This is a genomic window from Stenotrophomonas sp. (genome assembly GCF_032056425.1).
Taxonomy (GTDB): Bacteria; Pseudomonadota; Gammaproteobacteria; order Xanthomonadales; family Xanthomonadaceae; genus Stenotrophomonas.
Genome location: NZ_DAMBCN010000016.1, coordinates 14,503 through 28,609, shown reverse-complemented (window position 1 = coordinate 28,609; position 14,107 = coordinate 14,503). Strand labels below are relative to the sequence as shown.

17 protein-coding genes are annotated in these 14,107 nt (G+C 67.4%); 8 read left to right on the top strand and 9 right to left on the bottom strand.

The window, feature by feature from the left end; genetic code table 11:
- Positions 1-100: 100 nt before the first annotated feature.
- Entirely contained in the window at positions 101-550 is a 450-nt protein-coding gene (locus RTY46_RS11835) for a carboxymuconolactone decarboxylase family protein (protein ID WP_312708561.1), read from the bottom strand.
- Positions 551-586: 36 nt separating this feature from the next.
- Positions 587-1,483 (bottom strand): RNA polymerase sigma-70 factor, encoded by an 897-nt coding sequence (locus tag RTY46_RS11830; protein ID WP_312708559.1) that lies wholly within the window; start codon positions 1,481-1,483, stop codon positions 587-589.
- Positions 1,484-1,641: 158 nt separating this feature from the next.
- Here RTY46_RS11830 and RTY46_RS11825 point away from each other — a divergent pair, with 158 nt between their 5' ends.
- Entirely contained in the window at positions 1,642-3,159 is a 1,518-nt protein-coding gene (locus tag RTY46_RS11825; RefSeq protein WP_108753578.1) for a fumarate hydratase, read from the top strand.
- A gap of 123 nt (positions 3,160-3,282) precedes the next feature.
- Complete coding sequence (locus RTY46_RS11820; RefSeq protein ID WP_312708558.1) at positions 3,283-3,615, top strand: hypothetical protein; 333 nt, start codon at positions 3,283-3,285, stop codon at positions 3,613-3,615.
- A 110-nt stretch (positions 3,616-3,725) separates the two neighbouring features.
- Here the strand turns inward: RTY46_RS11820 and arsC are convergent, their stop codons facing one another.
- From arsC to RTY46_RS11805, 3 genes are all read right to left on the bottom strand, one after another.
- Positions 3,726-4,067, bottom strand: a complete 342-nt coding sequence (gene arsC, locus RTY46_RS11815) for an arsenate reductase (glutaredoxin) (RefSeq protein ID WP_312708557.1) — start codon at positions 4,065-4,067, stop codon at positions 3,726-3,728.
- A complete protein-coding gene (locus RTY46_RS11810) occupies positions 4,067-5,221 on the bottom strand; it encodes a phospholipase A (RefSeq protein WP_312708556.1) in 1,155 nt (384 codons plus the stop codon). The genes arsC and RTY46_RS11810 overlap by 1 nt, the downstream gene beginning before the upstream one ends.
- Before the next feature lie 121 nt (positions 5,222-5,342).
- Positions 5,343-5,828, bottom strand: coding sequence for a DUF456 domain-containing protein (locus RTY46_RS11805; RefSeq protein ID WP_312708555.1), 486 nt, complete (start codon positions 5,826-5,828; stop codon positions 5,343-5,345).
- Between the two features lie 237 nt (positions 5,829-6,065).
- On the opposite strand from RTY46_RS11805, the gene RTY46_RS11800 reads away from it, so the two are divergent.
- A complete protein-coding gene (locus RTY46_RS11800; RefSeq protein ID WP_108765608.1) occupies positions 6,066-6,275 on the top strand; it encodes a cold-shock protein in 210 nt (69 codons plus the stop codon).
- Between the two features lie 73 nt (positions 6,276-6,348).
- Here the strand turns inward: RTY46_RS11800 and RTY46_RS11795 are convergent, their stop codons facing one another.
- Positions 6,349-6,843, bottom strand: a complete 495-nt coding sequence (locus tag RTY46_RS11795) for a glycine zipper 2TM domain-containing protein (protein WP_108750065.1) — start codon at positions 6,841-6,843, stop codon at positions 6,349-6,351.
- Positions 6,844-6,971: 128 nt separating this feature from the next.
- Positions 6,972-7,406 carry a hypothetical protein gene (locus tag RTY46_RS11790; protein WP_312708554.1) on the bottom strand — a complete coding sequence of 145 codons (435 nt, stop codon included), beginning with the start codon at positions 7,404-7,406 and terminating at the stop codon, positions 6,972-6,974.
- Between the two features lie 79 nt (positions 7,407-7,485).
- Between RTY46_RS11790 and RTY46_RS11785 the strand changes: the two genes are divergently transcribed.
- Entirely contained in the window at positions 7,486-8,310 is an 825-nt protein-coding gene (locus RTY46_RS11785) for a tRNA threonylcarbamoyladenosine dehydratase (RefSeq protein ID WP_312708553.1), read from the top strand.
- Between the two features lie 24 nt (positions 8,311-8,334).
- Here the strand turns inward: RTY46_RS11785 and RTY46_RS11780 are convergent, their stop codons facing one another.
- Positions 8,335-9,108, bottom strand: coding sequence for a TatD family hydrolase (locus RTY46_RS11780; protein ID WP_312708552.1), 774 nt, complete (start codon positions 9,106-9,108; stop codon positions 8,335-8,337).
- Entirely contained in the window at positions 9,105-9,320 is a 216-nt protein-coding gene (locus RTY46_RS11775; protein ID WP_108750061.1) for a DUF6116 family protein, read from the bottom strand. The genes RTY46_RS11780 and RTY46_RS11775 overlap by 4 nt, the downstream gene beginning before the upstream one ends.
- 163 nt (positions 9,321-9,483) lie before the next feature.
- Here RTY46_RS11775 and RTY46_RS11770 point away from each other — a divergent pair, with 163 nt between their 5' ends.
- The 4 genes from RTY46_RS11770 to RTY46_RS11755 all read left to right on the top strand — a co-directional run bounded on the left by RTY46_RS11770 (position 9,484) and on the right by RTY46_RS11755 (position 14,107).
- Complete coding sequence (locus RTY46_RS11770) at positions 9,484-10,323, top strand: glycine zipper 2TM domain-containing protein (protein WP_312708550.1); 840 nt, start codon at positions 9,484-9,486, stop codon at positions 10,321-10,323.
- Between the two features lie 120 nt (positions 10,324-10,443).
- Positions 10,444-10,986: a GNAT family N-acetyltransferase gene (locus tag RTY46_RS11765; protein ID WP_312708549.1), complete on the top strand. Its 543-nt coding sequence runs from the start codon at positions 10,444-10,446 to the stop codon at positions 10,984-10,986.
- 107 nt (positions 10,987-11,093) lie between these two features.
- Positions 11,094-11,753, top strand: coding sequence for a glutathione S-transferase family protein (locus tag RTY46_RS11760; protein WP_312708547.1), 660 nt, complete (start codon positions 11,094-11,096; stop codon positions 11,751-11,753).
- A 74-nt stretch (positions 11,754-11,827) separates the two neighbouring features.
- Entirely contained in the window at positions 11,828-14,107 is a 2,280-nt protein-coding gene (locus tag RTY46_RS11755; RefSeq protein WP_312708545.1) for a thiamine pyrophosphate-dependent enzyme, read from the top strand.

Genomic DNA, 14,107 nt, shown 5'->3' with positions numbered 1-14,107 from the left:
TGGGGTCAGATCCCTTTGCAGCGCAAAGGGATCTGACCCCGCCACCGCGCCTCGGGGTCAGAGCCCTTCGCCATGCGAAGGGATCCGACCCCGCTCTCCGTTACGGCAGCGGCGGCAGCAGGCCGGCGCCCAGCCGGTTCCAGGCATTGATCACCGCAATGCCCATGCTCAGGTCACTGATGCCCTTCTCATCGAAGTGCGGTGCCAGTGCATCGAATGACGCCTGCGAGGGCGCGCCCTCGGTCAGCCGGGTCAGCGCCTCGGCCCAGCCCAGCGCCGCGCGTTCGCGCGCGTCGAAGAAGCGGCTTTCATGCCAGGCGGGCAGGGTGTCCAGCTTGCGCGGCTCGATGCCGCTCTTGCGCAGCGCGGTGCCGTGCATGTCCATGCAGTAGCCACAGCCGTTGAGCTGGGATACGCGCAGGAAAAGCACTTCCATCAACGTCGGGTCGATCGAGCTGTCATGCACCGCCTTGCTGGTGGCCAGCAGGCCCTTGAAGGCCTCGGCGGCCAGGCGGGTGTAGGGAACGCGGGGAGAGGTGTGGTCGGACATGTTCGGCTCCACGGCGGCCACGATGGCCGCCTTTCACTACCAGGACGCCGCCGCGCCCCCCGCTGTGACAACCGGCGATAGTTTTTCCGGATTCAGCACGCTGTAGACCTGCGCGATGCGCCCGTCCACCACCTCCACCGTGGTGACCGAATGCAGCCGCGGGCCGTCGAAGCGCAGGATCGCCGGTTCGCCGTTCACATAGCCCAGCTGCGCAGTGTGGCCCAGGCCGCGCTGGGCAATGGCCCAGAACAGGCGGCCGATGCGCTCGGCGCCCAGCAGCGGCCGGATCGCGGCGGTCACCACGCCGCCGCCGTCGGACACCAGCCGCGCATTGGCATGCAGCAGCGCCTGCACGGCCTGGCTGTCGCCCTGCTGGGTGGCGTGCATGAAGCGCGCCAGCAGCTCCCGGTGCTGCTGCGCATCGGCGTTGAAGCGAGTGCGCCCGGCCTGCAGCCGTTGCCGCGCCCGATGCACCAGCTGGCGGCAGTTGGCCTGGCTCTGGCCGATCAGCCCGGCGATCTCGGCATAGTCGTGCTCGAACACTTCCTTCAGCAGGAAGGCCGCGCGTTCCTCCGGCCCCAGCTGTTCCAGCAGGGTCAGGAAGGCCACCGAGACATCGTCGGCCAGTGCACGCCGCTGCGCCGGGCCGGGGGCCGGGTCGGGCTCCAGGCTGATCGCAAGCGGTTCGGCCAGCCACGGGCCCACGTAGTGCGCGCGCTCGCGCCGGGCGGCGCGCAGGCGGTCCAGGCCCAGCCGGGTGGTGGCGGTCACCAGCCAGGCCTCGGGATCGCGCACGCTGGCCGGGTCGGCGCCCGACCAGCGCAGCCAGGCGTCCTGCACCACGTCTTCGGCATCGGCACGGCTGCCCAGCAGGCGGTAGGCCAGCGCCATCAGGCGTGGGCGGTGGGTCTGGAAGGTCGATTCAGCGTTCATGTTGGCAAGGACGCCAGAGAGGGCAGGGGCGTGACAGAGGGGCGGGGTCAGCGCCCTTTCCTGCGGAAAGGGATCTGACCCCTGCGAATCTACGCGCAGTCGGCGGAGGGGGTAAAATGGGCGGATTACCCCGCCAGCCTTGAGCAAGCGAGCAAGCCGTGACATCGATCAAGCAGGAAGACCTCATCCAGTCCATCGCCGACGCGCTGCAGTACATCTCGTACTACCATCCGGTCGACTACATCAAGAACCTCGCCGCTGCCTACGAGCGCGAAGAGTCGCCGGCCGCGAAGGAAGCGATGGCCCAGATCCTGATCAATTCGCGGATGTGCGCCGAAGGCCACCGTCCGATCTGCCAGGACACCGGCATCGTCACCGTGTTCCTGGAAATCGGCATGGACGTGCGTTGGGACGACGCGACCATGGGCGTGGAAGACATGGCCAATGAAGGCGTGCGCCGCGCCTACCTGCACCCGGACAACAAGCTGCGCGCCTCGGTGCTGGCCGATCCGGCCGGCAAGCGCATCAACACCAAGGACAACACCCCGGGCGTGGTCAACGTCAAGGTGGTGCCGGGCAACACGGTCGATGTCATCGTCGCCGCCAAGGGCGGTGGTTCGGAAGCCAAGACCAAGTTCGCCATGCTCAACCCGTCCGACTCCATCGTCGACTGGGTGCTGAAGACCGTGCCGACCATGGGCGCTGGCTGGTGCCCGCCGGGCATGCTCGGCATCGGCATCGGTGGCACCGCTGAAAAGGCGATGCTGCTGGCAAAGGAAGCGCTGATGGAGCCGATCGACATCACCGAGCTGCAGGCCCGTGGTGCGTCCAACCGCATCGAAGAGCTGCGCCTGGAACTGTATGAAAAGGTCAACGCGCTGGGCATCGGCGCGCAGGGCCTGGGCGGCCTGACCACCGTGCTGGACATCAAGATCAACGATTACCCGACCCACGCGGCCAACCTGCCGGTGGCGATGATCCCGAACTGCGCCGCCACCCGCCATGCGCACTTCACCCTGGATGGCAGCGGCCCGGTGATGCTGGATCCGCCGTCGCTGGAAGACTGGCCGAAGCTGACCTACGACGCGTCCAAGGGCACCCGCGTGGACCTGGACACGATCACCCCGGAAGACGTGGCCAACTGGAAGCCGGGCCAGACCCTGCTGCTCAACGGCAAGCTGCTGACCGGCCGCGACGCCGCGCACAAGCGCATGGTCGACATGCTCAACAAGGGCGAGGAACTGCCGGTCGATCTGAAGGGCCGTTTCATCTACTACGTCGGCCCGGTCGATCCGGTGCGCGACGAAGTGGTGGGCCCGGCCGGCCCGACCACCGCCACGCGCATGGACAAGTTCACCGAGCAGGTGCTGGCACAGACCGGCCTGCTGGGCATGGTCGGCAAGGCCGAGCGCGGCCCGGCCGCCATCGAGGCGATCAAGAAGCACAAGTCGGCCTACCTGATGGCGGTCGGCGGTTCGGCCTACCTGGTGTCCAAGGCGATCAAGGCGGCCAAGGTGGTCGGCTTCGCCGATCTGGGCATGGAAGCGATCTACGAATTCACCGTGCAGGACATGCCGGTGACCGTGGCGGTCGATTCCACCGGCGAATCGGTGCACAAGACCGGCCCGCGCGAATGGCAGGCACGCATCGGCAAGATTCCGGTGGTGGTGGAGTAATCCGCAACGGAACCACGGAGAACGGCGCCTCAGGGCGCCGTTTTTCGCTTGACGCCACGCAAAGGTCGGCATTGCTAGGGTGGGGGGAGGTGTTTTTCCGGTGTATTGAACAGGGAACGTCCAATGTCCTTCATCCGTTGCATTGCCTTGCTTTGTGTTCTTTCGCTCGCCGCCTGCAGCAGTGGCGGTGATCTGTACGACGGTGCGCCCGGCAACAATGCCAGCGCACAGTGCGTGGTCGCGTGCCAGCAGTATCAGCGTGCGTGCCTGGCGCGTTCGGATTCCGACCGCCGCTCGACCTGCGATGCGCAGGCAGCCAGCAAGTGCGATCACATTGCCGATGACGAACTGCGGCGCTCCTGCCTGTCGCAGGCGCAGGCGTGCATGGACCAGTCGCCGTTGATCAGCTGCAGCCAGAACGCCGACAGCTGCATGGCATCGTGCGGCGGCGGTTGAGCCAAGCTTCAACACCCGGCGGCCCCTGGGTCAGATCCCCGAAGGGGCTCTGACCCCCGTCCAGAGACAGGGCCAGCCGAGCATGGCTCGGCTCTACCGGGGCGGGTTGCTTACAACAGCTCCAGCACGGTTTCCGGCGGCCGGCAAAGGCGCGTGCCCTTGGCCGTGCGCACCACGGGCCGATTGATCAGGCGCGGGTGTTCGGCCATGGCGGCCAACAGCGCGGCGTCGTCCGCGCCGGCCAGGCCCAGTTCGGCGAACTGCGCCTCCTTGCTGCGCACCAGGTCACCAGCGGTCAGGCCGGATTCGGCCAGCACCGCACGCAGCGTTGCGATGTCAGGCGGGGTGCCGAGGTAATCGACCACCACCGGTTCGATGCCGGCCTCGCGGATCAAGGCCAGGGCCCCGCGCGAATTGCTGCACGCGGCGTTGTGCCAGATCGTCACCGCCATCAGAACCACTCCAGCAGCGACACGCCCACGCCCACGTAGGTGGCCTTGTGGTTGTAGTCGATCAGGCTTTCACCGTAGCCGTCGAAGATCTGCACGTGGCCGCGCAGCAGGTTGCTGATCGGGAAGCCGTAATCAAGCTGCAGCGCACCGTGCGAGCGGTCGCCGGTACGCAGCGAATGGCGCGCCATCAGCGAGACTTCGTGACCGTTGCGGTTCCAGATGAGGGTGGCATCGCCACGGCCCATGTAGTCTTCGATGTCCGGGTTGTTGTCGTCGCTGCGCGATTCCGGAATGCGGTACCAGGGCCGCAGCACCAGCGCCCAGTTCTCGCGGTCCAGGCCGACGTTGAGCATCACCCGGTTCCAGCTGCGCGACAGCGGGTCGGCGCGGCCATTGGACTGGTGGTTCAGGCTGATGCCGGTCATGCGCCCGCGCCAGCCGCCGATCGAGTAGCCGTTGCGGAACACCATCATCACTTCCGGCTCGTAATTCGTTTCGCGGAAGGGACGCGAGTTCTCAGCGTTGTAGGCCTGCCAGCGCGAACTCTGGGTATAGCCGGCCCAGATATCGCCGTTGTCGCCGAACAGGTTCTCGGCGATCTTGGTCTTGAAGCTGATCTGGAACTTCAGCTCGGTACTGTCCAGCACCTGCGGCGTGGTCACGCTGTTGACCGGGTTCGGCGACTGCGGCATCTGGTTCTTGTCGCTGGTCCAGAACGCGGGCAGCAGGTACACCGGTTTGTAGGCGCGCAGCTGGAACGGGCCCAGCTTGGAGTCTTCGGCCAGTTCCCAGCGGCTGTCCAGCAGCGAGCCGCGGCCGGCGTTGGCCAGGGCGCTGTCATCCGGGGCGGGACGCAAGAGGTCACCCACGCGTGCGCGCAGATTCTCTTCGCCCTGGCTCAGGCGTGCGGCGCGGCGTTGTTCGCGCAGGGCCTGTGCGGCCTGCTGGGCGGCCGCATCCGCAGCGGCGGTAGCCTCGGCACTGCGGCCGAACAGCCGGTCATAGCAGGCCAGGCGGGCGGCATCGGTGTCGATGGCGGCGCAGCCGGCCGGTGTGGTGGTGGCGGTCGGCACGATCTCCTGCGCGGCAACGGGTGCGGTGGCCAGGGCCAGCGCGAATGGCGCCAAGCGGGGAAGCAGAGCGGGGAGGGTCATTGCAGCAGGCCCTTGAGCATGAATACGGTGGATGCACAGTGTGGCGGCTGCCCGCAGCTGCGGCCAGCCCCTTCGATTCATACCCGGCACCGGCGTGCGTGGGGCGTGAAGGCGAGGGCCGCTACAGGAACCAGGCGAACGCGAACAGCCCCAGCATGGCAATCACCAGCGCCAGCTTCAGGGCCAGGCCCAGCAGGATGCCCAGCCACGTGGCCAGGCCCACCTTGGTGGAGCGGCCCAGTTCACGGCTGTGCCAGTACTCGCCCAGCAGGGCGCCGACCAGGGGACCGGCGAACAAGCCGATGGGCATGAAGAACAGCCCTACGATGCTGCCCACGAAGGTGCCCCACAACGCCTTGCGGCTGGCGCCCACCCGTTGCGCACCGACCACGGTGGCCAGCACGTCGACCAGCAGCGACAGCAAGGTCAGCACGGCCAGGATGACCAGCGTCGGCCAGCCCACATGGGCGAAGCCGTCAGCCCAGGCCGCCAGCAACAGGCCCAGGAAGACCAGCGGTACACCGGGCAGGGCCGGCAGCACGATGCCGGCCAGTCCAATCAGGACAGAAATGACCGCTAGCAGATACAAGATGAATGAGAGGTCCATGCTGCTCCGTATGGTGGGCTTTTTGGGGTTGACAGTTAAGGATTTTGCCAGTTGCTTTTTCGTTTTGGTCGGGTTAAGTTGCAGTCGCTGAGCTTGGCAAGGTCACCGTGGATCGTGGCCTGATGAAGCAAGATCTTTCCGATCCGCTGCATCGTTGCACCTCGCTTCCCCCTTGCTTGTCAGCCGCCCAACCAGGCGTATCCAACAACAAGAGAGAGTCACCAGGGAGTGAGTGAGATGTCTGATCGCGAGACCGGTACCGTAAAGTGGTTCAACGATGCGAAGGGCTTCGGCTTCATCAGTCGTGAAAACGGCGAAGATGTGTTCGTGCACTTCCGTGCCATCCAGACCCAGGGCTTCAAGAGCCTGAAGGAAGGCCAGAAGGTCACCTTCACCGTCGTGCAGGGCCAGAAGGGCCTGCAGGCCGATGCCGTGCAGCCGGTCTGACCGGAACGCATCGCGTTGAACGAAAAAGGCCCGCGCAAGCGGGCCTTTTTCCTTGCCAGGGGCCCGGCGCAGGTCAGCGCAGGATCACCCGGCCGTTGACCACGCGCACGTAGGTGTTTTCGCGGATACCGGCCAGGTCGCGCTGGTTGACCACGACGGTGCGGCCATCATCCATGCGCACGGTGATGTCGTAGGTATCGCTGGTCACGTTCTTCTGGATCTGGTTGCCGGCCAGTGCACCACCGACCGCGCCCGCGGCGGCGGCGATGTTCTTGTTGCCGCGGCTGCCGCCGGTGTGGTCGGAAATCTCATGGCCGGCCACGGCGCCGACCAGGCCACCCAGGATGGCGCCGGTGGCGGCCGGGGCGGTGCGGCCGGAGGCGACCGTGTTGATGCGGGTGACGATGCCGCAGTCCGCGCAGCGGCCCTGGTTGTAGCCGGAGTTGTTGCCGTAGCCGCCGTTGTTGTAGCCATTGTTGTAACCGCCGCCGCCGTAGCCGGGCGAGGTGGCGCAGCCTGCCAGCGCAAGGGTGGCAATGGTGGCGGCAGCGATGAGCTGGATCTTCATGGGGCGTCTCCTGGCCGTGAAGGCGGATGCGGGTGGTACTGCGTCATGCAGCAGGGTGGCTGGAATCGTCCGCTTTCACACGTGAACGAGGTGCCAACCACGACGGTCCATTCCGGCTGGAAGATGAATCAGCGGAAATCCTGATGGCACGCGCGGCAGTCGTCCTGCACGGCCTGCGCCAGCTGACCCAGAGCGGCGCAATCATCGGGCGGCGCTGCCAGCGCCTCGTTGAGCCTGCCGCGGTACGCACTGGCATGGGCCTGGAAGCGGCGGTCGTGCTGCAGTTGCGGGAAGGCCAGGTCCAGATCGTTGGACAACAGGCGCAAGGCCTGCAGGCGCGGCACGCTGTCACCCAGGCTGCAGCGGTTCTGCTGCTGGGCCTGCTGCAGCAGGTGCGACTGCCGCTGCATGACCTGCATCAGGCTGACGGGGAATGGATCCTGGCGCGCCTGCAGGGCGCGGCCCACCATCACGGTTGCCAGCAGGCCGATCAGCAGGCCCAGCGCCAGTACGAACAGGTAGCGATAGGCCGTGGTCTGGCCGGGGGACGGGCTGGCACTCATGCGGGCACTCCGGGCATGCAACGGTGGGTTCGGTTCCGGCGCGCTGCGGCGAGCGGTGCCTGCACGTTAAAATAGCCGGATGAACGAACAGGTCAAAGAACGCTTCGCCGGCATTGAGCGGCTGTATGGCGTGGGTGCGCTCGAGCGCCTGCAGGGCAGCCGCGTGGCGGTGGTGGGCATGGGCGGGGTCGGCTCCTGGGTGGTCGAAGCGCTGGCGCGTTCGGCAGTGGGGCACCTGACCCTGATCGATGCCGACGATATCTGCGTGTCCAACACCAACCGCCAGTTGCCGGCCATGGAAGGCAACTACGGGCGCAACAAATCGGTGGCGATGGCCGAGCGCTGCCGCGCCATCAATCCGCAGATCGACGTGGATGCGGTGGAGGCGTTCCTGACCACTGGCAACATGGCCGAACTGCTGGACCGCGGCTTCGATCTGGTCATCGACGCCTGCGACAGCTTCCGGGTGAAGGTGGAAACCATTGCCTGGTGCCGCCGCCGCAAGCTGCCGCTGCTGACCGTGGGCGCGGCCGGCGGCCGCACCGACCCCACCTTGGTGCGCATCCGCGATGTCTCGCGCACCGAGCATGACGCCATGCTGGCGCTGATCCGCAAGAAGCTGCGCAGCGAGTTCAACTTCCCCAAGAACGCCAAGCGCTACTTCGGCGTGCCGGCGGTGTATTCGCTGGAAAACGTGAAGTACCCGCAGGCCGATGGCAGCGTCTGCGGCCTGCGCCCGAACCTGGGCGCCGATGCGGCGTTGAAACTGGATTGTGGTGCCGGCCTGGGCGCAGCCACCCACATCACCGGTGCCTTCGCGTTCGCTGCTGTGGGCAAGGCGCTGGAAATGCTGCTGGAACCGAAGAAGGCGAAGGTCGAAGCAGGCGCCGCGCAGGACCGGTAGCGCCGGGCCATGCCCGGCGACGGGTCACACCTCGGGCAGGTTGAACAACCGCCGGGCGTTGTCGGCGGTCGCCCAGGCCACCGCGTCCACCTCCAGCCCGCGCAGCGCGGCCACGTGGCGGGCAATGATCGCCAACCGCGCCGGCTCATTGCGCTGACCGCGGATGCCGGCGTCGGGCTGGTCGGGTGCATCGGTTTCCAACAGCAGCTGTTCCAAAGGCATGTCGCGCACCAGCCGGTGCAGGCGCTGCGCGCGCTCATGGGTCAGCGGCCCGCCAAGCCCCAGCAGAAAGCCCTGCTTATGCAGCTGCACGGCCTGTTCCGGGCTGCCGGAGAAGCTGTGCACCACCCCGCGCAGACCGCCGATGCGGCGGATCGCCGCGATCACCGCATCCACTGCCTTGCGCGCGTGCACGATCACCGGCAGGTCGAACTCCCGCGCCAGCTGCAACTGGCCGACGAAATAGTCCTGCTGGGCCTGCACATCCAGATCGCCCACGAAGTAATCCAGGCCGCATTCGCCGATCGCACACGGGCGCTCGCGCTCGATCCAGTCGCGCAGCTGCTGCAGGTGCGCGGGGCGATGCGTGGCCAGGAACATCGGGTGGAGGCCGTACGCCGGGTACAGCCCTGGCGCCTGCTGGCAGACCTGGCGCAGCTTCGGCCAGCTGGCCGCAGTAACCGCCGGCACGACCTGGGCCTGCACGCCGGCCGCCTGCGCGCGCGCGATCACCGCATCGCGGTCGGGGTCGAATTCGCTGGCATCCAGGTGGCAATGGCTGTCGATCAGCACGCTCAACCCTGCTGCAACGGCGGTGGCACGGCCGCGCCGCGCTGCTTCCAGTTGGCCAGCAGCAGCGTGCCCAGGCCCAGCAGCAGCTCATCCACGAACGGAATCGGGTCGGGGATGAAGAAGGTGATGGCAAACAGGCCGGCAGTCAGCTTGAACAGGGTGGGGTAGCGCAGCCGGCGTGCCCATTGCAGAACCGGCAGCAGCATCGGGTTGGCCATGACTGGAATCCAGATGGGGAATGTGCAAACGCTACCACGGGCGCAGCATTTCCAGAGGCTGAATGGGTTACGGCAGTGAGCAGGAAATGTGGAGATTCCGTTCAGGCTTGCCGTGCTGCAATCTGTACCAAGAACGTTGCGGATCGTCCGCAGGGAGCAGGTCATGAAAAGCACAACTACAACGGTCCTGGTCGCAGCAGGCGCACTGCTGGTCGGTGGTATCGCCACCGCCGCCTTCATGAAGAGCGGCTCATCGGCCGACGTGGCCGGTTCGGCCCAGCCGTCGGCGGAATCCCGCCTGGCCGATGGCAGCGTGGCCGATGACGGTGCGCGCACCGATACGCTCGACCCGAGCGCGCCGCGTGGCCTGGAGTACGCCGATGTGCTGAAGGTCGATCCGATCACCGAAAAGCAGAAGGCCTACGCCACGGTCATCGGCACCGATGCGGTGCGCGAGACCTCCACCACCCAGACCCCGCACGAAGTCTGCCAGGACGTCGTGGTGCAGGAGCGCCTGCCCGAGCGTGATGGCAACGTCGGTGGCACCGTGGTCGGCGCAGTGGTCGGCGGCCTGCTGGGCAACCAGGTGGGCGGTGGCAACGGCAAGAAGGCCGCTACGGCCGCCGGTGCCGTGGCCGGTGGCTTCATCGGCAACCAGGTGGACAAGCGCCACGTGGGCGGCCGCGTGGTGAACCGCACCGAGCGCCAGTGCCACACCGAAACGGCCACCTCTGAATCCAGCCGGGTGACCGGTTACAACGTGACTTACCGCAATGAAGACGGCACCACCGGCACCATGCGCATGGCCAGCAAGCCGGGCAACCGCATTGCCATGGGCACCAACGACGTGGTGAAGGGTTACAACGTGACCTACCGCTACGACGGTGCCGAAAAGACCGTGCGCATGGACAACAAGCCGGCCAGCGATCGCCTGCCGGTGGTCGATGGCCAGCTGGTCACACAGACCGCCGCAGCGGGCGATACGGCCGCCAACCGCCAGTAACGCACGCAGCGCAGCGGGTATCGGACAGGCCGGCATCTGCCGGCCTGTTTCGTTTCCGACGCTGGACTCCGGGCTGGTATCGACGATGATGTCCGGCCATGGTCTGGCAGAGGAACCGGCATGAGCATCTTCGATCTGCGCATCGAAACCGAGCGGCTGATCCTGCGTCCGCCGCAGGCGCAGGATCTGGAACCCTACCTGGCGTTCTGTGCCGATGAAGAAACGATGCGCAGCCTGGGCGGGGTGCAGCCACCGTCGGTGGCCTGGCGCAGCTTCTGCAGCCTGGCCGGCGCCTGGCAGTTGTTCGGGTACTCGATGTTCAGCGTGATCGAAAAAGCCAGCGGGGAGTGGGTCGGCCGCATGGGCCCCTGGCAGCCGCTGGGCTGGCCCGGCCCGGAGGTGGGCTGGAGCATCCGCCGCGCCAGTTGGGGTCAGGGTTATGCGCCGGAAGCGGCGGTGGCAGCCATCGACTGGGCCTTCGCCACGCAGGACTGGCAGGAGGTGATCCATACCATTGCCCAGGACAACGAAAAATCCAGGGCCGTGGCGCGCAAGCTGGGCAGCCAGCTGCTGCGCATGGGCCAGTTGCCGCCGCCGTACCAGGGCCCGCCACTGCAGATCTGGGGGCAGTCTCGTGCGCAGTGGGAGCAGCGCCCCCGCTGATGGTGTGACGGCCTGCGCGGCGATGCTGCATCCGCGCTTGGCAGCGCTGGCGGCAGTTGCCAGACTGCACCCAGCCGGCCGTCGGCCGGGATTCGCTGGAGCAGGCAATGGTGGAAGAACGCGTTCCGTTGACGGTGCATGGCATGTCGGTTTCCGGCAACTGCCACAAGGTTCGGTTGCTGCTGGAGCAGCTGGGCAGCCGCTACCGCTGGGTGGAAGTGGACAGCGCCCATGGCCAGACCCACACGCCGGAGTTCCTGGCGCTCAACCCCAATGCCAAAGTGCCGTTGATCGTGCGCGATGACGGCCGCGTGCTGACCGAATCCAATGCGATCCTGTTCTGGCTGGCCGAAGGCACGCCTTACCTGCCGGCAGATGGCTGGGAGCGCGCGCAGGCGCTGAGATGGATGTTCTTCGAGCAGTACACCCATGAGCCCTGCATCGCGGTGGCGCGCTTCATCCGCGGCTGGACCGCGGAAGATTCGCCGCGCCGTGCCGAGCTGCCGCGCCTGCACGAACGCGCGCAGCATGCGCTGGCGGTGATGGAGCAGCATCTGCGGCAGGCCCCGTGGTTCACCGGCAGCCATTACGGCATTGCCGATATTGCGCTGTTTGCCTACACCCATGTGGCCGAAGACGGTGGCATCCGCCTGCAGCCGTTCCCGGAAGTGCGTGGCTGGCTGCAGCGGGTGCGCGAGCAACCGCGCTTCGTGCCCATGCCGGCGGTCACCGCCGAGGTACAGGCACGCCTGGACGCACACGCGTAAGCAGGGTCGCGTGCCCGGCACGGTAGCGCCGGGCCATGCCCGGCGGAATGCAGCAACGACACGGAGGGTGTTCGATGTTCGCAGTCGTTCCAGATCCGATTCCCGCACGCATGCGCGCGCTCAACCGCGCCGAGGTGTGCGACGTCAATTTCCTTGAAGCCGTGCGTGGCTGGCGCGGCGTTGCGCGGCCGCGCCCGGCGCCGGATGCGCCGATCCTGCCTGGCAGCGGCCTGGGCGCCGCTGCGTTCGGCGAGCTGTTCGATTCACAGCTGGCCAGCCGCCAACTGGACCTGATGGCGCGCGTGCTGCGCGTGCAGAACAAGGTCTTCTACACCATCGGTTCGTCCGGGCATGAGGGCAATGCGCTGCTGGCGCGGGCCTGCCGGCACACCGATCCGGCCTTCCTGCATTACCGGTCCGGGGCGTTCATGGTCGAGCGTTCGCGGCACGTGCCCGGCCTGGATCCCTTGCGTGACGCGGCGCTGTCCTTCGCCGCCAGCGCCGAAGACCCGGCCAGCGGCGGGCGGCACAAGGTCTGGGGCAGTCGGCCGCTGTGGGTACTGCCGCAGACCTCCACCATCGCCTCGCACCTGCCGAAGGCGGTCGGCACGGCGCTGGCCATCGAAAGCGGCAAGCGGCTGGGCCAGCCCCTGCCCATTCCCGCCGACAGTCTGGTGCTGTGTTCCTTCGGTGATGCCTCGGCCAACCACGCCACCGCGCAGACCGCGTTCAACACCGCCATGTGGGCGGCCTACCAGAAACTGCCGGTACCGGTGCTGTTCGTCTGCGAGGACAACGGCCTGGGCATTTCGGTGAAGACGCCGGAAGGCTGGATCGCCGAACGGTTCAGCCGCCAGCCCGGGCTGGACTACTTTTTTGCCGATGGCCTGGACCTGGCCGCTGGCCACAGCCAGGTGCAGGCGGCGGTGGAGCACTGCCGGCGCACGCGGCGGCCGACCTTCCTGCACCTGCGCACGACGCGGCTGATGGGCCACGCCGGCACCGATTTCGAAGTGGAATGGCGTGCGCTGGCCGACCTGTGTGCGGCCGAAGCGCAGGACCCGCTGCTGCGCTCGGCGCAGATTGCGCTGGAATCGGGCTGGATGAGCGCCGCGCAGATCGAGCAGGCCTACGAAGACCTGCGCGCGCGCTGCCTGGCAGCGGCCCAGCAGGCCGATACGCGGCCCAAGCTGCAATCGCTGGATGAGGTGCTGGCCCCGCTGGCGCCGTATTCGCCGGCGGCGGTGAAGGCCGAGGCCGAGCGGGTGCTGGCGCCGGAGCTGCGCGAGTCGATGTACGGCGGCGCACAGCACCTGCCCGAGCTGCAGCCGCCACGGCACTTGGCGGTGCAGATCAACCAGGCGCTGCAGGAGCTGCTGGGCAAGTACCCACAGGCGCTGCTGTTCGGCGAGGACGTGGCGCAGAAGGGCGGTGTCTACACGGTCACCCGCGATCTGCTGCGCCGCTTCGGGCCGCGCCGGGTGTTCAACACGCTGCTGGATGAAACCATGATCCTGGGCATGGCCCAGGGGCTGGCCAACCTGGGCCTGCTGCCGATCCCGGAAATCCAGTACCTGGCCTACCTGCACAACGCCATCGACCAGCTGCGCGGTGAAGCCTGTTCGCTGCAGTTCTTCTCCAACGACCAGTTCCGCAACCCGATGCTGGTGCGGGTGGCCGGACTGGGCTACCAGAAGGGCTTTGGCGGCCACTTCCACAACGACAACTCCATTACCGCCCTGCGTGACATCCCCGGGCTGGTGGTCGGCTGCCCCTCGCGTGGCGACGATGCGGCGATGATGCTGCGCACGCTGGCCGCGCTGGCGCGGGTGGATGGACGGGTCACCGTGTTCCTGGAGCCGATCGCGCTGTACATGACCAAGGACCTGCACGCCCCCGGTGATGGCCAGTGGCTGTTCGACTACCCGCCACCGGGCCAGGCGCTGGTGCCCGGCGAAGGCCGCGTCTACGCGCCGGAGGCGCAGGACCTGCTGGTGATCACCTACGGCAATGGCGTACCGATGGCCCTGCGCGCAGCGCGCAGCATCGAGCAGCAGCTGGGCTGGCAGGTGCGGGTGGTCGATCTGCGCTGGCTGGTGCCGCTGCCGGCGGCATTCATTGCCGCCCAGGCCGCCGATGCGCGACGGGTGCTGGTGCTGGACGAGGGCCGTCACAGTGGCGGGGTGGGCGAGGGGGTGGTGACCGCGCTGGTCGAGGCCGGCCTGGGGCACCTGCCGCTGCGCCGGGTCTGCGGTGCCGATACCTACACCCCGCTGGCGGGGGCAGCAATGTTCGGGCTTCCAAGCGACAATGCAGTGGTTGGCGCCGCCCTGGACCTGGCGCAGGAACCCTGA